General features: G+C 73.0%; 11 protein-coding genes and 2 pseudogenes. 7 read left to right on the top strand and 6 right to left on the bottom strand.

Translation table 11 applies throughout. The features are described 5' to 3' along the window. Nucleotides 1-41 precede the first annotated feature (41 nt). Both FRADC12_RS13825 and FRADC12_RS13820 read right to left on the bottom strand, forming a co-directional pair. Nucleotides 42-1,250 carry a CapA family protein gene (locus tag FRADC12_RS13825; RefSeq protein ID WP_349305866.1) on the bottom strand — a complete coding sequence of 403 codons (1,209 nt, stop codon included), beginning with the start codon at nt 1,248-1,250 and terminating at the stop codon, nt 42-44. A 315-nt stretch (nt 1,251-1,565) separates the two neighbouring features. Continuing rightward, on the bottom strand, nt 1,566-2,498 hold the full coding sequence (locus FRADC12_RS13820; RefSeq protein ID WP_232304163.1) for an LLM class F420-dependent oxidoreductase: 933 nt from the start codon (nt 2,496-2,498) through the stop codon (nt 1,566-1,568). A 213-nt stretch (nt 2,499-2,711) separates the two neighbouring features. Between FRADC12_RS13820 and pdhA the strand changes: the two are divergent. From pdhA to FRADC12_RS13800, 4 genes and pseudogenes are all read left to right on the top strand, one after another. Continuing rightward, a pseudogene (gene pdhA / locus FRADC12_RS13815) lies at nt 2,712-3,764 on the top strand (pyruvate dehydrogenase (acetyl-transferring) E1 component subunit alpha); the annotation flags it as partial. A gap of 356 nt (nt 3,765-4,120) precedes the next feature. Continuing rightward, nucleotides 4,121-5,155: a transketolase C-terminal domain-containing protein gene (locus tag FRADC12_RS13810; protein ID WP_084010719.1), complete on the top strand. Its 1,035-nt coding sequence runs from the start codon at nt 4,121-4,123 to the stop codon at nt 5,153-5,155. A gap of 103 nt (nt 5,156-5,258) precedes the next feature. After that, nucleotides 5,259-7,016: a dihydrolipoamide acetyltransferase family protein gene (locus tag FRADC12_RS13805; RefSeq protein WP_045876968.1), complete on the top strand. Its 1,758-nt coding sequence runs from the start codon at nt 5,259-5,261 to the stop codon at nt 7,014-7,016. 269 nt (nt 7,017-7,285) lie between these two features. Beyond that, nucleotides 7,286-7,534, top strand: a complete 249-nt coding sequence (locus FRADC12_RS13800; RefSeq protein ID WP_045879560.1) for a hypothetical protein — start codon at nt 7,286-7,288, stop codon at nt 7,532-7,534. 108 nt (nt 7,535-7,642) lie between these two features. Here the strand turns inward: FRADC12_RS13800 and FRADC12_RS13795 are convergent, their stop codons facing one another. Together FRADC12_RS13795 and FRADC12_RS13790 are read right to left on the bottom strand one after the other, a co-directional pair. After that, on the bottom strand, nt 7,643-7,942 hold the full coding sequence (locus FRADC12_RS13795; protein ID WP_232303778.1) for a hypothetical protein: 300 nt from the start codon (nt 7,940-7,942) through the stop codon (nt 7,643-7,645). A gap of 155 nt (nt 7,943-8,097) precedes the next feature. Then, the gene (locus FRADC12_RS13790) at nt 8,098-9,966 is read right to left on the bottom strand and encodes an acyl-CoA dehydrogenase (RefSeq protein WP_045876967.1); all 1,869 of its coding nucleotides are present in this window, start codon (nt 9,964-9,966) and stop codon (nt 8,098-8,100) included. 492 nt (nt 9,967-10,458) lie between these two features. On the opposite strand from FRADC12_RS13790, the gene FRADC12_RS13785 reads away from it, so the two are divergent. Further along, nucleotides 10,459-11,097 carry a hypothetical protein gene (locus FRADC12_RS13785; RefSeq protein ID WP_045876966.1) on the top strand — a complete coding sequence of 213 codons (639 nt, stop codon included), beginning with the start codon at nt 10,459-10,461 and terminating at the stop codon, nt 11,095-11,097. A gap of 259 nt (nt 11,098-11,356) precedes the next feature. Next, nucleotides 11,357-14,587 carry an ATP-binding protein gene (locus FRADC12_RS13780; RefSeq protein ID WP_045876965.1) on the top strand — a complete coding sequence of 1,077 codons (3,231 nt, stop codon included), beginning with the start codon at nt 11,357-11,359 and terminating at the stop codon, nt 14,585-14,587. A 309-nt stretch (nt 14,588-14,896) separates the two neighbouring features. Here FRADC12_RS13780 and FRADC12_RS33120 read toward each other — a convergent pair whose 3' ends face one another. Continuing rightward, nucleotides 14,897-16,369 (bottom strand): hypothetical protein, encoded by a 1,473-nt coding sequence (locus FRADC12_RS33120; protein ID WP_232303777.1) that lies wholly within the window; start codon nt 16,367-16,369, stop codon nt 14,897-14,899. 682 nt (nt 16,370-17,051) lie between these two features. On the opposite strand from FRADC12_RS33120, the gene FRADC12_RS13770 reads away from it, so the two are divergent. Continuing rightward, nucleotides 17,052-17,393 carry a hypothetical protein gene (locus tag FRADC12_RS13770; RefSeq protein ID WP_157488853.1) on the top strand — a complete coding sequence of 114 codons (342 nt, stop codon included), beginning with the start codon at nt 17,052-17,054 and terminating at the stop codon, nt 17,391-17,393. Nucleotides 17,394-17,654: 261 nt separating this feature from the next. Here FRADC12_RS13770 and FRADC12_RS13765 read toward each other — a convergent pair. After that, a pseudogene (locus FRADC12_RS13765) lies at nt 17,655-17,981 on the bottom strand (STAS domain-containing protein); the annotation flags it as partial. Nucleotides 17,982-18,088 lie beyond the last annotated feature (107 nt).

The following is an 18,088-nucleotide window of genomic DNA, read 5'->3' as shown; positions in this document are numbered from 1 at the left end:
GCCGGTCAGCCGTGGGTCGGGGCCGCCACGGGCGGGACGGATTACGCGGGGATGGCGGATGACGCGGGGATGGCGCCCCAGGCGGGTGGGTTCGGGTTGAGGCCGGCGCACTGCTGCAGCGAGCCGACGGTGCCCACGATCTGCTGCGCGTCGACCCCGGTCGCGGGCCTGGGCAGGCCGCCGGAGATCCGGGCCGGCAGCCACTGGGCCTGGGTCACCGCCCGGCCCTGGACGGTGAGGCGCAGGATTCCGCTCTGCGTGCTCGCGCCCATGCCCGAGGAGTAGAAGACGAAGTTGCCCAGGCCGTAGTCGACGAACGCGCCGGACGGGTGCCAGCCGCCGCCCTCGAGCACGTGGGCGTGCGAGCCGACGACGATGTCAGCCCCGGCGTTGACCAGCTGCGGGACGATCCCGGTCTGGTCGGTGCCCGGGCAGCTGTGGGTCTCGACGCCCCAGTGCAGGTCCACCACGACGGTGTCCGCCTCGGCGCGCGCCGCTCGCACCGCGGCCAGCAGCTCCGTCATGTCCTTGGCCGACGCCAGGCCCGGCTTGCCCGGCCCGGCCGTCCAGGCGGCGGCCAGGTTGTCGTCCAGCACCCGGGTCGCCGCGATGATCGCGATCCGCTGGCCCTTGATGGTGACCTTGTACGGCCGGAACGCGGCGGTGTCGTCCGCGCCGATCCCGACGACCGGGAAGTTGGCCGCCTGGGCGGCGCTCAACGTGTCCCGCAGGCCGGTCACGCCGTAGTCCATCGCGTGGTTGTTCGCCATCGTGACGACGTCGACGCCGGCGCCGCGCAGTGCGGTGAACGCCCGGGACGGGGCTCGGAAGGTGAATTCCTTGTCCGCCGGCTCGCCACCATCGGTGATCGCGGTCTCCAGGTTCACCATGGTGAGGTCGGCGGCCGACAGTTCAGGCACGATCGGGCCGAAGCCGTTCAGGGCCGCGGCCGCCGAACCGGCGAAGTGCACGTCGCCACCGAACTGCAGCGTCACCGGCTGACCGGTCGGCGCCCGCTGCGTCCCGCCCGGCGGCACGTTCGCCGTCGTCGACGCGGACGCCTGGTCCGCCACGCCCGTCGAAGCCCCGGCATCGACGCCACCGGACGGGGCGTAGGACGACGACCCGCCGAGCAGCCCACAGCCCGCCAGGGCCAACCCGACGGCCGTCAGCGCGGCCGCGGCCCGCGCCGGCCCGCTGAGCCGGCCACCCGGACCAGGCCGGCCACCCGGACCGCGGCGGCCATCCATCCGGCGCTGGCCGGCGCCCGATGACCTGCCGAACCTGGGACCTTCGCGGCGTTCCGGGGCGCGAACGCCCACACCGGAGGCGTCCGGCCTGCCCTGATCCCCGCGCGACGGCACCGCAGCTCCACCCTGCCCGTTCCGGCTCCCCAGCCAGAGGACACGGTACGCAGACACCGACAGACCACTTGCCATCGACCCGCCGGCCGGCTCGCGGCGGTCGGCGGACCGAATCATGATCTGGTGGATTCCCGGTCGTCGGGGCTACCGGAAATCCACCAGATCATGGAAGGCGAGGCCGCAGCACGCGTCGCCCGTCGCCTACAGGGCGAGCAGGGCCGGCGCGAGCTCGCGCCACTGGCGGCGGGGCAGGCCGCGCCGGTCGTAGTCGAGTACCTGGATGGCGACCTGGTCGGCGCCCGCGTCCAGATGCTCGGCGATCCGCGCCGCCAGCATCTCGGGACCACCATGCGGGACGATCATGTCGACCAGCCGGTCGGAGCCCGCGTTCGCGAAGTCGTCGTCGGTGTAGCCGTAACGGCGCAGGTTGTTGGTGTAGTTCGGCAGCCGCAGGTAGGAGCCGGTATGCCGGCGGGCCAGCTCCCGGGCCCGCTCGGTGTCCGTGTCGAGCACGAACGCCTGCTCGGGGACGAGCAGCTTGCCGGAGCCGAGCGCCTTGCGAGCGGCCGCGGTGTGCTCGGGCGGCACGAAGTAGGTGTGTGCCCCGTCGGCCCGGTCGCGGGCGAGCTCCAGCATCTTCGGCCCGAGCGCGGCCAGCACCCGCGGCGGCTCGGTCAGCGGAGGTACCGCCCTGTACTGTTCGGAGGCCATCCGGTCCATCTCAGCCAGATAGGCCGACATCTGGCCGAGCGGCTTCGTGTACGGCGCGCCGCGGATCTGCATCAGCTCGGCGTGCGAGACCCCGAGGCCGAGCACGAACCGCCCCGGGAACGCCTCGGCCAGGGCGAGCTGGCCGGCGGCCATCGTGAGCGGGTTGCGGGCCAGGATCTGCGCGATGCCGGTCGCGACGGTGATCCGGGCCGTGGCGGCGAGCATCAGCCCGGCCGTCACCAGCACCTCCCGGCCCTTGACCTCGCCGGTCCAGACCGTCGGGTAGCCCAGCTCGTCGAGCTCGGCGACGGCCTCCCGCACCACGGTGGCCGGCGAGAAGTCGAACTGCCCGCTCCAGACGCCGACCCGGCCAAGGACAGCACCGTCGACCAACGGCCGGGCGGCCGGGCTCGCGGTGGGCACGGTTGGTTCCTCGGATCCGCTCACGCCGTCACCGTACCGACCTCACCCGGCCTCTACCGGACGGCGCCCTGTCGCCGGCGCGGATCGCGTCCGAAGCCTCGGCCTCGGCCCGCAGGGATCGGCGGCGTCACCCCACCGCTCGTTGATCAGTAAGGCGTTTCTGGCTTGCCGTTACAGGAGACCGTCCTATCGTTAGCCAACGTGACGGAGCTGATGCAGCTGCTCACGCCCAGCGGGCAGCGGGTGGCGGCGGCGTCCGGGCGTGAGATCGAGGCGCACGTCGCGGACGTGGGCGTCGCGGGCCTGCTGGACCTGTACACCGACATGGTGGTCGTCCGCCGGCTGGACGAGGAGGCCACCGCGCTGCAGCGCCAAGGTGAGCTCGGGCTCTGGGCTCCGCTGCGCGGCCAGGAGGCGGCCCAGGTCGGCTCCGCCCGGGCCCTCGCGCCGGATGACATGGCCTTCCCGTCGTACCGCGAACACGGCGTCGCCTACTGCCGGGGCGTCGACCCGGTCGCGATCCTCGGGCTCTTCCGCGGCGTCTCGCACGGCGGCTGGGACCCCGCTGACCACGGCTTCGCGCTCTACGCGATCGTCGTCGGCGCGCAGACGCTGCACGCGACCGGCTACGCGATGGGCATCACCCGGGACGGCGGCCAATGCGCCACGATCACGTACTTCGGCGACGGCGCCTCCAGCCAGGGCGACGTCAACGAGGCGTTCGGCTGGGCGGCCGTGTTCGGCGCACCGGTCGTCTTCTTCTGCCAGAACAACCAGTACGCGATCTCTGAACCGACCTCTTACCAGTCACGGGTGCCGATCTCCCAACGGGCCGTCGGCTACGGCTTCCCCGGCGTGCGCGTCGACGGCAACGACGTCCTCGCCACCCTGGCCGCGACCCGCTGGGCGTTGGAAAGGGCCAGGGCAGGTGACGGGCCGACACTCATTGAGGCGGTCACCTACCGGATGGGTGCGCACACCACCGCCGACGACCCGACCCGCTACCGGGACGCCGCCGAGGTCGCGGACTGGGCCCGGCGCGACCCGATCGCCCGGGTACGGGCCCACCTCGTCGCCCAGGACGCGCTGAACCCGGCGGGTGAGACCGCGATCGCCGCCCGGGCCGACGAGCTCGCCGCCGACCTGCGCCGCCGGTGCCTGGCCCTGCCGGACCCGGCGCCGCTCACGCTGTTCGACCATGTGACCGTCGAGGAGAGCCAGCTCCTGGCGGCCGAACGGGCCGATCTCGCCGACCTGCTCGCCGCCGGCACGGACGGCGCCGGCCTCACGAACGCGGATCTGGATGCCGCCGAGGCGTACCCGCACAATCCGTACCCAGACGACCCGTCCCCGGGACCCGGACGCTTGCGCGACCCCTACCCGGACGATCACCCGCACCAGGGCGGTTCCACGGCTCCCGGCCCGACTGGCCCGTCCGCGTCCGCTTCGTCGCCCCGGCCACCCGCGGCCTCGTCGCGGGAGGACGGTGCCCCGCCCGCCGCCGGGGCCGAGACTTCCGTCGCGCCTGTGCCAGCCGCCCAGGCGGTGGCACCGAGCGAGGCAGCACGGCGCAACGGCGGGCGGCCAGTCGCTCCGCCGCAGGTCCCAGGTCCGGAGGCATCGTGCCCACACTGACGCTGGCCGGCGCGCTCAACAACGGGCTGCGCGCGGCGATGGAGTCCGACCCCAAGGTCGTCGTGATGGGAGAGGACGTCGGGCGGCTCGGCGGCGTCTTCCGGGTGACGGACGGGCTGCGCGCCCGGTTCGGCGAGGACCGGGTGATCGACACCCCGCTGGCCGAGTCCGCGATCATCGGCACGGCGATCGGGCTGGCGATGCGCGGCTTCCGGCCGGTCTGCGAGATCCAGTTCGACGGCTTCGTCTACCCGGCGTTCGACCAGATCGTCAGCAACCTGGCCAAGCTGCACTACCGCTCGGCCGGACGGATGCGGATGCCGGTGACGATCCGGATTCCGGTCGGCGGCGGGATCGGCGCGGTCGAGCACCACAGCGAGTCGCCGGAGGCGTATTTCTGCCATACCGCCGGGCTGAAGGTGGTGACCTGCTCCAACCCGGCCGACGCCCAGGTGATGATCCAGCAGGCCGTCGCGGCCGACGACCCGGTGGTGTTCCTGGAACCGAAACGGCGCTACTGGGAGAAGGACGAGGTCGACCCCGTCGTTCTGGGGATCGCCGAGGCGGACGCGCGGGCCGGGTCGACGACGGTTCCCGCGGCCCGGGTGCCGGCGCCGCTGTTCAGCAGCCGGGTGGTCCGGCCAGGCTCGGACGCCACCCTCGTCGGCTACGGGCCGATGGTGCGCACCTGCCTGGACGCGGCGCTCATCGCCGATGCCGAGGACGGGCGGTCCCTGGAGGTCATCGACCTGCGCACGCTGTCGCCGCTCGACCTCGAACCGGTGGTCGAGTCGGTCCGGCGGACCGGGCGGCTGGTGGTGGTGCACGAGGCGCCGTCGAACGTCTCACTCTCCGCCGAGGTAGCCGCCCGGGTCACCGAGCAGGCCTTCTACTCGCTGGAGGCGCCGGTCCTGCGGGTCACCGGCTTCGACACCCCGTACCCGCCGTCCCGGCTGGAGGAGAGCTACCTCCCCGACGTCGACCGCATCCTCGACGCCGTGGACCGGACCTTCACCTACTGAGCCCCGGCCCGACGGACGACGCTCAGGTCCTGGGCACCCCTCAGCAGCTGAGCGCCCCCGCTGACTGAGCCCCCTCACCTGCTGAGCCCTGGATGGAGACACGGTGGCGCGACGAGAGTTCCGGCTCCCCGACCTGGGCGAGGGGCTCGCGGAGGCAGAGATCGTCCACTGGCTGATCACGGCCGGCGACCAGGTGACCGTCAACCAGCCGCTGGTCGAGGTGGAGACGGCGAAGGCCGTGGTCGAGCTGCCAAGCCCGTTCGCCGGCCGGCTGGTCGCGACCCATGGCGCGGCGGGCGACACGATCTCGGTGGGAACCGTCCTGGTCACCATTGAGGACGACGAGACCGCCGAGATGGCCCCGACCGACGGTTCGCCAAGGACCGGTGCCGCCCGGCCGGGCGGCACCGCCGCCCGCACCCCGAACCCGCCGGGAGGGGCGACCGTTCCGGCGCCGGCCGGCGCGGCTGGTGGCAGCCGGGAGCCGATGCTCGTCGGCTACGGCCCGCGCGCCGCTGCCGCCGGCGGGCCAGGCGGCCCCGGCCGAGCCCGCCGCCGCCATCACCCCGCGGCGGCCGCCACCGGCGCCCAGGCCGCGATCAGGCGGCCCGCCGGAGGCCGGGCCGCCACCGCCACGCCGTCAGACCACCCGCACGACGGCGGACCCGCGCTGGCGAAGCCACCCGTGCGCCGCCTGGCCCGCGACCTGGGTGTCGACCTCAGCGGGCTGGTCGGCACCGGCCCCGCGGGCACCATCAGCCGGCACGACGTCGAGGCGGCTGCCGGCGTCCTCGGTCATCCGGAACCGCCGTCGGCAGCCACTCGGCTCACGTCTCCGGCGCCGCCCAGGCCCGCCGGATCCTTCGCCACCTCGCCCGGAGCGCCTGCCGCGCCCGGCTGGGGGCCACGGACCGTGCCGCCCGACATCACCGCACGACCTGACATCACCGCACGACCTGACATCACCGCACGTCCTGACGGCACCGCACGACCTGACATCACCGCACGACCTGACATCACCGCACGACCTGACATCACCGCACGACCTGACGGCGCCGCGTCGAGCACCGGGCCGGCGCCGCGGCGGCCAGCCGGCCAGCCGGCCGAGCCCATCGGCTGGGTCCCGGCCGGGGCCACGTTCGACGAGGCCAGCCGGACGTGGCGGATCCGCGTGGCCGGCGTGCGCCGGGCGACCGCGCGGGCCATGGTGAGCAGCGCCTTCACCGCGCCGCACGTCACCGAGTTCGTCTCCGTCGACCTCACGGCGACGCTGGCGGTCCGCGACCGGATCGCCGCGCTGCCCGAGTTCGCCGGCCTGAAGGTGACGCCGTTGCTGTTCGTCGCCCGTGCACTGCTGGCCGCGGTCCGGCGCCACCCGATGATCAACGCGACCTGGGCCGAGAGCGGCGTCGGTGACCCGGAGATCGTCGTCTCCGCCGCCGTCAACCTCGGCATCGCGGTCGCCTCGCCGCGAGGCCTGCTCGTGCCGAATGTCCCCGAGGCTGACCGGCTCGGCCTCGCCGGGCTCGCCCAGGCCCTGCACGACCTGACCACCCGGACCAGGTCCGGCGGGGCGACGCCCGCGGATCTCAGCGGCGGCACGATCACCATCACCAACATCGGGGTCTTCGGCGTCGACATCGGCACGCCGATCCTGAACCCGGGCGAGGCCGCGATCCTCGCCGTCGGCGCGATCCGCCCGGCCCCGTGGGTCCACGAGGGCCAGCTCGCGGTCCGCACCGTCGGCCAGCTCGCGCTCTCCTTCGACCACCGCCTGGTCGACGGCGAGCTCGGTTCCGCCGTCCTCGCCGACGTCGCCGCCATGCTGACCGACCCCGCCCTCCTGCTCGCCTGGGGCTGACCAGGCCCGCTGTAGCTGATGGCGTGGCCGCGCCTGACCGCGGCGGGCCGGCGCCGCGCGGACCCTGGAGATCACGGCGACGGGTGGTCCGCACGCGAACAGGCAGCATCCGCCCAACAGATGCCGCGATGACGGCCAAGACTCCCCGGGCCGGCGCAAAGGGGGCAGGTGGGGCGAACAACAGCGGCAGGATGCTGCCTGGTAACGTGCGGACCGCAGCCAGGTATCAGTACGGCTCCGGCTTCACGGGACAAATAGAGGTGACCCATATGACGCGCGTGGAAGCTCTGATGGCCGCGGACGAGTTTGTCGCCAAGGTCCTCACCTCCGCGTCGTCCGCGGGTCAGACGAGCGGTCGTTTCACCGGCGCCCTCAACCTGGCCGAGCGGGTCGACCTGACGCTGCGCGTCGCCCGTTTCCTCCTCGAGGGCCAGCCATCCTCGGAGGCCGACGACATCCTCAAGCGCGACATGCGCAACGAGCTAGATCAGGCTTTCCCGCCCCTCCGGACCTCCTGACCAGGTCCGCCCCATCCGAGGCGTCCCCGCGCGGCGCCGAAGGCGAAGCGCGCTCCGGGCAGGAGGGAGAAGGGTTCCCTCCCCCGCGCGCGGCCCGGGCGGCCGTGGTCACAGGGGCTCGGTCAGGTTCGGGTACTCGTGGGCCGGCGCGGTGATCGGGGTCGTCGGCTCGACCATGATGATGTCGTCGTCGGGGGACAGTGGCGGCGTCGTCCCCTGCTCGATGGACTCCTCGAAGATGCGCCGCCGCCAGAGGTCGCGATAGACAGCTGCCGCGAAGCCCGCGACGCTGACCAGCATGATGATCACGCCTACCGCGACGAGGCTGATGCCGGAGGGCTCGGCTCGGATAGCGAAGGTAAAGATCGCTCCGATCGCGAAGAACACCAGGCTCACCATGATTCCCATGGCTCGGCGTGTACCCAGGATCTGCCACAAGAACCGCCGCGCCTATTGGCAATCCAGCGCGTCACACCTCGGACACCCGCCGAGACGCCGCCGGCCACCGGTGCGGGAGCACCAGGCGGCCGGCGGGTACCGGTCGGGCGGACCGGCGGGAAGGGCTAGAACGCTTCCTCGGGCAGCGCCATGAGGTCGAGGTCGGCGGCCTCCAGCATGGCCCGGCGGGTGTGCAGCTCGGGAAGGATGTTCGCGGCGAACCACTTGGCCGCGGCGATCTTGCCCTGGTAGAACGCGGCGTCCCGGGCGGACGGGCCGTCCGCGACCGCCGTGATCGCGACCTCGGCCCCGCGCAGGAGCAGCCAGCCGATCACGAGGTCGCCGAGGCTCATCAGCAGCCGGGTGGTGTTGAGACCCACCTTGTAGACCTCGTCGCGGGTCTCGGCGGCGGCGGTGAGGAAGCCGACGAGGGCCCCGACCATCGACTGGACGTCCTCCAGCGCGGTGGCGAGCTGGTCGCGCTCCTTGGCGAGGGTGCCGTTACCGGCGTCGCCCTTGGCGAACGCCTGGATGTCGATGAGCAACGCGGTCAGCGCCTGGCCCTGATCCCTTACGATCTTGCGGAAGAACAGATCCTGCCCCTGGATCGACGTCGTCCCCTCGTACAGGGTGTCGATCTTGGCATCCCGGATGTACTGCTCGACCGGGTAGTCCTGCAGGTACCCGGAGCCGCCGAAGATCTGCAGCGAGCTGGCGAGCAGCTCGTACGACCGCTCCGAACCGACGCCCTTGACGATCGGCAGCAGCAGGTCGTTCATCCGGGCGGCCCGCTCGGCGGCCGAGCCGTCCGCGCCGGACAGCGCTGCCCGCGTCCCGGGGACGCCGCCCTCGGCCTCGGCGGCGGCGACGGTGTCCTGGAAGGACGCGGTGTAGAGCACCAGCGCCCGCATGCCCTCGGCGTAGGCCTTCTGCGCCATGAGCATCCTGCGGACGTCCGGGTGATGGATGATCGTCACTCGCGGCGCGCCCTTGTCGGTGGCGGCGAGGTCGGCGCCCTGGACCCGGGTCCTGGCGAACTCCAGCGCGTTGAGGTACCCGGTGGACAGCGTGGCGATGGCCTTCGTGCCGACCATCATCCGGGCGTGCTCGATCACCTGGAACATCTGGGCGATGCCGTCGTGGATGTCGCCGACCAGCCAGCCGACGGCGGGCGCCTTCTCGCCGAAGCGCAGCTCGGTGGTCGCCGAGACCTTCAGGCCCATTTTGTGCTCGACGTTGGTGACGTAGACGCCGTTACGGGCCCCCGGCGCACCCGTCTCCGGGTCGGGCATGAACTTCGGCACGATGAACATCGAAAGGCCCTTGGTGCCCGGGCCGTGGCCTTCCGGCCGGGCAAGCACCATGTGGAAGATGTTCTCGGGGATATCCCAGTCACCGCTGGTGATGAACCGCTTGACGCCCTCGATGTGCCAGGTGCCGTCGGGCTGTTGGACGGCCCTGGTCCGCCCGGCGCCCACGTCCGAACCAGCGTCAGGCTCGGTCAGCACCATCGTCGCGCCCCACTGCCGCTCGATCGCCTGAGCGGCGAGCTTCTTCTGCGACTCGGTGCCGAGCCGGTCGAGGATCCCCGCGAAGGTCGGGCCGGCCATGTACATGAACACGGCCGGGTTCGACCCGAGGATCAGCTCGGAGGCGGCCCAGGCGACGGTCGGGGGGGCGCCGAGGCCGCCAAGGTGCGCGGGCACGAACAGACGCCACCACTCGCCCTCCTCAAGGGAGCGGTAGGACTTCTTGAACGACTCGGGCAGCCGGACGGTCCCGGTGGCCGCGTCGAACTGAGGGGGATGGCGGTCCGCGTCCGCGAACGACTCGCCCAGCGGTCCGGTCGCCAGCCGCTCGAGCTCGACGAGGACCTCGTGCGCCGTCTCCCGATCCATTTCCTCGAACGGGCCGGTGCCCAGGATCTGGTCGACCTTGAACACTTCGAAGAGGTTGAACTCGATGTCCCGAAGGTTGCTCCGGTAGTGCCCCATGGCCGCCCCCATGTCGTATGCGGGCCCGGGTATCGGCCACCCGCTCGGCCGTAGCCGCGCGCCGCCCTGCCCCAGGCCCTTGCCGACGTTCGAGCACAGGGCCCGTCGGCGTTGTTACTGGTGAGTACGTCGTACCCATGCTACTAGCGAGTAACCCAGGAGCAAACCCGTCTTCGCGGCCTCCACCGGTCGCGATCGACATGCGAGCCAGCCGGGGAGACAAGGGATGGCAGGTCAACCGACCCGCCAACGGCCACTCCCTGTGATGCAACACACAGACACCACGGAGGGGGTGGGTGTCGCGGGACGAAAGACGAAGCAGCAACCAACGATCAATGGCATGCCTAAGCTGGGTGGTGAGACCCCGACGGAGGCGGCCGAGCGGAACACGCCCCGCTACACAACGCGATAGCTTGTAAGCGCATCGCCACCGGGTGGCGCCCGCCCCGTTGGCGTGCCGGCCCGGTCCGCCGGGTGGGAGGAGGGTGCGCCGTGGCCGGGTGGACGCGGGTTCACCAGGCGGTTGTGGCGGGCGTGCTGCCGGCGATGCTTGCCGCGGCACTGTTCGGCGCCCTCGCCGGATGCGGGCACGAGAGAAGCCAGAGCACCGCCACGTCCGCCGCGAACACCGCACCTGGCGGTCCCGCCGCCGGGGCGAGTGACGCGGGGCCAGGTCCGGCCACGACGACCGCCTCAGCCCCCGCGCCGAGCACCGAGACCGAGCCGTCACCCGGTGCGTCCAGCGCGGCCTCGGGCGCGGCCGGGGGCGCCGCGGCCGGCACGGCCAGCGGCGGCCCCGGCGGTTCCGATGCCTCCGAGCCGGCCGCCAGTCCCAACGTGGCCGCCTCGCCGGTCTTCGTCGGCGAGCCATGCCAGCCGAGCCAGGACTCGACCCCGCAGGCGGCGATCAACGGGCTGACGCTCTTCTGCGTTCCGGTCGCCGGCGCAGCGGGCTCTGCCGGTCTGGGCGCCTGGTCGGACTCGCCGCCCAAGCCGCAGCCGAGCGGGCCGGCGCCCGGCTCGGAATGCGCCAGCTCGGACCTGGGGCAGGTCCAGCGGGACCCGTCGGGGCGTCCGATCGCCTGCCTGCGTGAACCGAACGGCGACCTGCGCTGGGCCGACATCTCCTGACGAGGGTCGTCGGCGCGCCGCTGACTATGGTGGTACCGACCGAATGCCGCACCCGCGGGAGGCACGGCTTGGCTTGGGCATGGGCCGCGCCGCGCCGGGGCTCGCGCGGATGAACGACCAATCGGGCGATTCAGGCAACCCCCACCCCTGGGCCAGGGAAAAGCCCCACGACGCGCCGATGTGGGACGGATCACCGCGCAGCCGACCGATGCCGAGATCCCCCGCCGCCGGGCCACCCGTTCGGCCTACCATCCGGCACATGGTGCGGTGCCCGGTATGTGCGCGGCAGAACCAGGATGATTCCCGGTTCTGCTCCGCCTGCGGGAACGCTCTCCCCACCGCGGTCAGCGGGACCCGTAAGACGGTCACGGTGCTGTTCGTCGACATCACCGACTCGACGCGGCTGGCCGAGAACATCGACTCCGAGCCGCTGCAGCAGGTGATGTCGCGGTTCTTCGACCTCGCCAGAGAGGCGATCTACGCACACGGTGGCACCGTCGAGAAGTTCATCGGTGACGCCGTCTTCGCCGTCTTCGGCATCCCGGTCCTGCACGAGGACGACTCACTGCGGGCCGTGCGCACCGCACTGGAGATCCGGGCCCGGCTGCGGGAGCTCAACCTCGACCTGCACCGCGGCTGGGGCATCGGCCTGCGGGTCCGGATCGGGGTCAACACCGGCGAGGTCACCGTCGCCGGCGGCGGTGTCACCGGCGACGCGGTCAACGTCGCCTCCCGGCTGGAGGTCGCCGCCGCCCCCGACGAGATCCTGATCGGCGACGCCACCTACCGGCTGACCCGGCACAGCGTCACTGTCGACAGCGTGCCGCCGATGGTCGTACAGGGGAAACGCGACCCCGTGCGGGCACACCGCCTGCTCGGCCTGGTCGACCCCACCGCGGGACCGGGCAGCCGGACGCCGTCGCTGAGCCTGGCCGCCCCGGTGATCGGGCGCAACCGGGAGCGCCGACGCATCCAGGACGCCTTCGAGGCGGTCGTCGAGGAACGGATCTGTCATCTGTTCACCGTGCTCGGCCCCGCCGGCATCGGAAAGTCACGGATGGTCAAGGAGTTCTGCGAAGGCGTCGCGAGCCGGGCGACCGTGCTGTCCGGGCGCTGCCTGTCCTACGGCGAGGGCATCGCCTACTGGCCGCTGATGGAGATGGTCCGCCAGGCCACCGGGATGTCGGCGGACTCGCCGGCCCCGGAGGGCAAGCGCCGGCTGCGCGAGCTGCTCGACGAGCTGGGCGTCGTCGGCGCGCCCGAGGTCGTCGCCGCGCTCGCACCGCTGGTCGGCCTCGGCGGCGCCGAGGTCGGCACCCAGGAAAGCTTCTGGGCGGTACGCACCTTCTTCCACGCGCTGGCCGAACGCCGCCCGCTGGTGCTCTGCTTCGACGACGTGCACTGGGCCGAGCCGACCCTGCTCGACCTGATCGAGCACATCACCGACTGGTCCCGCGACGCGCCGATCCTGCTGCTGTGCCTGACCAGGCCCGAGCTGTTGGAGGAGCGCCGGCAGTGGGGCGGCGGCAAGCTGAACGCCACCTCGATGCTGCTGCAACCACTCACCGAGGCCCGCTGCCAACGGCTGATCCGCAGCCTGATGGGCTCCGACGACCTCGACCCGGCGCTCGTCGCGCGGATCACCTCGTCGGCGTCGGGCAACCCGCTGTTCGTCGAGCAGATGGTGGCCGCGCTGGTCGACGACGGCCTGCTGCGCCGGGACGGCAACCGCTGGACGGCCACCGGCAGCCTGCGCAACGTCAAGGTCCCGCCGACGATCTCCGCGCTGCTCGCGGCCCGGCTCGACCGGCTGGTCACCGCCGAGCGGCAGGTGCTGGAGCGGGCGGCCGTCGTCGGTGGCCGGTTCTACCTGGACGCCGTCGTCGACCTCTCCGAGCCGGAGGAACGCCCGCAGGTCGCGGCGCACTGCCTGGCCCTGGTCCGCAAGGAGCTCGTGCACCCGGACCGCTCCGACCTGCCCGGCGTCGAGGCGTACCGCTTCCTGCACGTGCTGCTGCGTGACTGCGCCTACCAGGCAACCTCGAAGCGGCAGCGCGCCGACCTGCACGAGCGGTTCGCCCGCTGGCTGCAGGCCAGAATGGTCGGCGGGCCGGGCGAGCACGACGAGCTCGTCGGCTACCACCTGGAACAGGCCTACCGCTACCGGGTCGAGCTCGGCCAACGGGACGCGGCGACCGTCGAGCTCGGCCGGCAGGCCGCCAGCTGCCTGATCGAGGCCGCCGACCGGGTCCGCCAGGGCGACGAGATGGGCGCCGCCCAGCTGCTCAAGCGCGCGATCGTGCTGCTACCGGAGCTGGAGCCGCTGCGGCTGCGGGCCGAGATCGACCTGGGCTGGGCACTGTACTCGTTCGGCCGGCTCTCCGACGCCGACCGCATCCTGCGCCAGGTCACCGACCGGGCGCGCCGCGCCGGCGAGGACGGGCTACGGGCGCACGCCCGCCTCGCCCACCTGCGAGTGCTGTTCTCCACCGAACCCGACGGCCTCGTCGCGACGACGCTTGAAGAGGCGGGCGAGGCGCTCACCGACTTCGTCCGCGACGGCGACGAGGTCGGCGCGGCGCTCGCCTGCCGCAGCCAGGCCGCTGCCTACACGGCCGCGGGCCAGTTCGGCGCGGCAGAGAAGGCGATGGAGATGGCGGTCGGGCACGCCGAGGACTCGGGCGTGCCGAGGGCTGCCCAGTCGCTGCGCCGCGAGCTGATCGGCCTGCTGAGCTGGACACCGCGGACCGTCGGCGACGCGATTGGGATCGCGACGTCAGCCCTGGACGCCGCCGGCGACGACCGTGGCCAGCGCCGGGCGCTGCTCGCCCAGCTCGCCGTGCTGACCGCGATGTCCGGGGACATGGAGGCGGCGAGAACCCACCTCAAGGACGCCGAGGAGATCGTCTGGGACCTGCGCGGACCGCGGTTCGACCCGCTGCACAGCGGGTTTGTCGTCGCGAGGGTGGCCGTGCTCGCCGACGACCTGACGACCGCCGAGCGCGAGCTGCGCCGCAGCTGCCGGCACCTGTCGCAGATGGGCGAGCGGGCGTACCTCGCGACCCGGGCAGCCGCGCTGGCGGAGGTCATGCTCGCGCTGGGCCGGCTCGACGACGCCGGCAAGTACGTCACCCGCTGCCGGGACGCGGCCGCCTCCGACCAGCTGCCCGCGCAGGCCGGCTGGTGCGGAGTGCACGCGCGGCTACTGGCGATCCGGGGCCGCGACGCCGAGGCGCTGCGGTTCGCCGAGACCGCCGTCGACCTGTCCGGCCAGACCGACGATCTGGACGGCCAGGCGGTCGCGCTGCTGGCCCACGCCGAGGTACTGCACCGGGCCGACCGCAAGGACGAGGCGGCTGTGAGCCTGGCGGGCGCGATCGAGCGCTACCACCGCAGGGGAAACGTCACCGCCGCCGCGCTGGCCAACCGGGCCTTCGAGAACCTCGAAGGCCCGGACACCACGGTCGTCATGCTGAGCCCGCCGCGCTGATCGTCCGCCGCAACGCGGCCAGGACCGGCAGCCTCGGCCGTCCCGCTCTCGACTTCACCGTGGCGACCCGGCCTGGCTCAGGCCGGGTGACTCGGCCGTAATGCCCGCAGTCGTAGCGGCAGTAGTCAGTTCCCGGCCGGTCGTGGTGATGCTCGACCCGCTGATGACCGCAGCCGCAAGCGAGCGGCCATGGGTCCGCCAGCACTCCGACGATTGATCACAGCCCTCCCCCAAGATGCCTGGCGGCAATCTACCGCTGGTCAGCCCGGGTGAGGCCAGGAAGTCAGTAGCTGGACGACAGACCGGCACCTAAGCGAAGCCGCGGGTCTGCTCCTGAAGCCAGTAGAGCTCCTGTGCCCAGACCCGGAGCCGCTCGACACCGGCCAGCTCGCAGAACAGCGCGTGCGCCACCGCCGGCCGGCGCATCAGGTCCACCTCGGTGTCCCGGAACGGCCAGCCGGGCCGGCCGGTGTCCTCGCAGGCCCGGCGGAACGCGGCCTTGGCCAGGGCGATCTCCGCCAGCGCGTAGTCGACCTGCTCACGGACCACCGCGTGCCTGGCCGCGAGGTCCTGCGGGCTGACCTGGCGCCGGCCGCGATACGGCTCCAGCGGCACCGGGCCGGTCGCCGTGCCGGCCGCGAGCCCGTCGCCTCCGTCGGCGGCCGCCGGCTGTCCGAGGGCGGCCACCGCCTGGACCGCCGCGGCCGCCGCCGCGAGGCCGGCCAGCACAGGGGGCGACGTCACAGCTGCCGGCTCAGCCAGCGTCGGCGAACGCTCGTCCGGGGGTCCCGCCGCCGCCAGTTCCGCCCCGTCGACGACCTCCCAGTCCGAGGCCGCCACCGGCGCCGGGCCCTGAGGGGAGCGCGCCGACGGCCCATAGCCGAGCCGCTGGGGCTCCGACGGTGCCTCCGGCCGGGGTCGGCTCGACTGGTCCGGCCCATGGAACGGGTCCAGGCCGTACGACAGCTCGGGCGCGCGGGACCGGTCCGGCCCGTGGCGCTGGTCCGGCCCGTGGCGGTGATCGGGGCCGTAGTACTGGTCAGGCTCATAGCGTTGGCCGGGGCCGTAGGGCTGGTCCGGGACGAACGGCCGGTCCGTCCCGGGCGGCCGGTCCATCTCGCGGGACGGGTGTGGCAGCGGCAGGTCGACGCCGATCCCGCCGTCGTCCAGCGCGGTCAGGCCCACCCCGATGCCCGCCACCGAGACCGGCACCGACGCCGGCACGAAGGCGCCCGAGGGCAGCGAAACCCCCGGAAGTGATCCGTACGGGGCCACGACCGGCTCGGGACGGTGGTCGCCAGGCAGTGCGGGGGCGAGCCGCTCGGCGTCAACTCCGGCGGTCGTCGTGACCTCGAACGGCGCCCGCTCGGCATGCATCGAGACGGGTGGCGGCTGGGCGGCCTGGTAGCCGGGCGAGCCGCTCGGCGACCAGGCCGCCGGCACTGGGAACAGGCCCACTGGCAGGCCCTGCGGCGGGAAGGGCGCCGTCGGAAGCAGCGTCGTCGGCGGCTGCGGACCGTCCGGCGCGGCCTGCGCCGCGTAGCCGGGTGGAGGCGGGATCGGGCGGCCGAACTCGTCGGCGGCCATCCGCCAGTCGGTCACGTGGCTGACCGCCAAGCCGCCCGGAACTCCGCCCTGCCCGGCGGAGCCCGGCCCTGCTTCCGTCGCCCACGGCAGGGACGGCACCGGCATCTCGGCCTGGTCGACCGGCGGGTAGCCGGAATCGCCCCCGTACTCGTAGGGGGCGTGGCCCTCGTACGAGCCGAACGACGACACAGACATGGTGAGGGCAGGGTACGACGGGCGCTTCGAGCCCGTCGTACGACGCTTCGCGCCCGGCCACCGCGTGCGCCGGTTGGTCCGCATTGTGACGGCCGGCCCGGTCGGGTTCGGAGGTTCCAGCCACCGGCCGCTGCGCAGGCAGAACGGTATGACCTACGGCATCCGTCACCTGGCCGCGCCCTGCTCGGCCCGGATGCCGGTCTCGCTCGCGGCGCGGGCCGGCCCCCACGGCGGGGGCGAGCCGCTCCTGTCCAAGGTGTCCGATCCAAGGTGTCCGAGCCGCTCCCGCTCGGCGAGAGGGCGCAGCCGATCGGCTCCAGTCCGGCCCATCCCGGCACTCAGGGCGTTTCCCGGCGAGCCCGCCTACTGGGCTGCCGGGACGACGCGTCGGTGAGAGCGTGAAACCGGCTCTCCCGCCAATGCCGTCGAAGCCTGATCCACCGGGCTCGGCCTGTCGGCGGGGACTGGTCGCGAACCTGCGGGTCCTCCGGTGTCCGAGGGGCCCGCACCAGGACAACTCTCGACGGGCTCACCCCGCATGGGTGAGAACAACCGCGCCCGGTGACATAGTAACCACTACGGGTAACCAAACGAATGAGGCACCTGGTCGCGGTCCGGGCCCGCCGCGCCGATTGAGCGCCTTTCTCGGACTTGTCGGACCTTTGGCACAGGGGGTGTTCAGGTGGAACTAACCGCGCCAACCGCCGCGCTGGTGATCGGATTTCCGCTCGTGATGATGCTGGTCATGCTGTTGATGAACACGGTCGAGAGGTGGTTGACCAGCCCTGGACGAGCGCAGTTGCGCCTGGTGCCTGGCGGCGCCCCACCGGATGCCGCCGGCGGCGAAGGTGAGCTCACCGAGTCCACCGCGAGCGCCGTCGACGTGCCGGCAGCGGCCGAGGTCCCGCTGATCGCCGCGCTCGGGACGAGCGACGGCGGGAGCCGCACAGCCGAGCTCCACCCCGCCCTCCAGCTGGTCAAGGCCACGCGCTCGGCCGGCCGCGTGTCAGCCGCCGACGCCTGAAGCCGAGCCGGGGTCGGGCAGACCGACCACCGCCCCGACCCCACCCGACGGCGCTGTTCCCACTCGCGACGTCCCAGCGGGTCCCGCCCCAGGGATCCGAGCCGCACCTGCTCCAGACGTCAGAGCCGCACCTGCTCCAGACGTCAGAGCCGCACCTGCTCCAGACGTCCGAGCCGCACCTCCTGACGGCGGCGTCGGTGCCTCGGTGGCCGACCGCGCTGGGAGGTCGCCCGGCGCCCGTGAGGTGGGCGGGGCCGGGACAAGCTGGAGCCGGCCGGTCAGCCCGGTGGCCGTCACGAGCTCCAGGAAGGCCGGCGTCGCCGACCGGATCTCCAGCGAGCCGCGGACCCGCCGCAGCAGCAGGTCTGCCCGCAGCAGCGCGGCGAGCCCCGGTATGTCGACCCGGCGCAGCCCGCCGACGTCGACGGTCACCGTGCTGCCCCCGCGGCCGAGCAGCTCGGCGATCTGGTCACGCAGGCAGCGCCGCCCGGCCGCGTCCAGCTCGCCGGCGAGCTCAATGAGCACGTCCTCCCCGCCCCGCGCGTCGCGGTGCACGGACATCCGCAGCGCCCCCGCGTCGACCCGCATCTCATCCCCGATCCCCTGTCCACAGAATGGTTACGGAGAGTAACAGCGGCTCCGTCGATTCAGTCGGACGCGAGCGGGTGAGGGAGACCGGCCGACGCCGGAGCCTG

Origin of the sequence: Pseudofrankia sp. DC12 (genome assembly GCF_000966285.1) — a bacterium.
GTDB lineage: Bacteria > Actinomycetota > Actinomycetes > Frankiales > Frankiaceae > Pseudofrankia.
The sequence above is the reverse complement of the archived record's forward strand: the minus strand, read 5'-3'. Positions and strand labels throughout refer to the sequence as shown.

Bases quoted from the DNA above. Each gene is read 5' to 3' on its own strand.
- FRADC12_RS13825 (WP_349305866.1), bottom strand. From the start codon at position 1,250: ATGGATGGCCGCCGCGGTCCGGGTGGCCGGCCTGGTCCGGGTGGCCGG.
- FRADC12_RS13800 (WP_045879560.1), top strand. From the start codon at position 7,286: ATGACGCGCGTGGAAGCTCTGATGGCCGCGGACGAGTTTGTCGCCAAG.
- FRADC12_RS13795 (WP_232303778.1), bottom strand. From the start codon at position 7,942: ATGGGAATCATGGTGAGCCTGGTGTTCTTCGCGATCGGAGCGATCTTT.
- FRADC12_RS13790 (WP_045876967.1), bottom strand. From the start codon at position 9,966: ATGGGGCACTACCGGAGCAACCTTCGGGACATCGAGTTCAACCTCTTC.
- FRADC12_RS13780 (WP_045876965.1), top strand. From the start codon at position 11,357: ATGGTGCGGTGCCCGGTATGTGCGCGGCAGAACCAGGATGATTCCCGG.
- FRADC12_RS33120 (WP_232303777.1), bottom strand. From the start codon at position 16,369: ATGTCTGTGTCGTCGTTCGGCTCGTACGAGGGCCACGCCCCCTACGAG.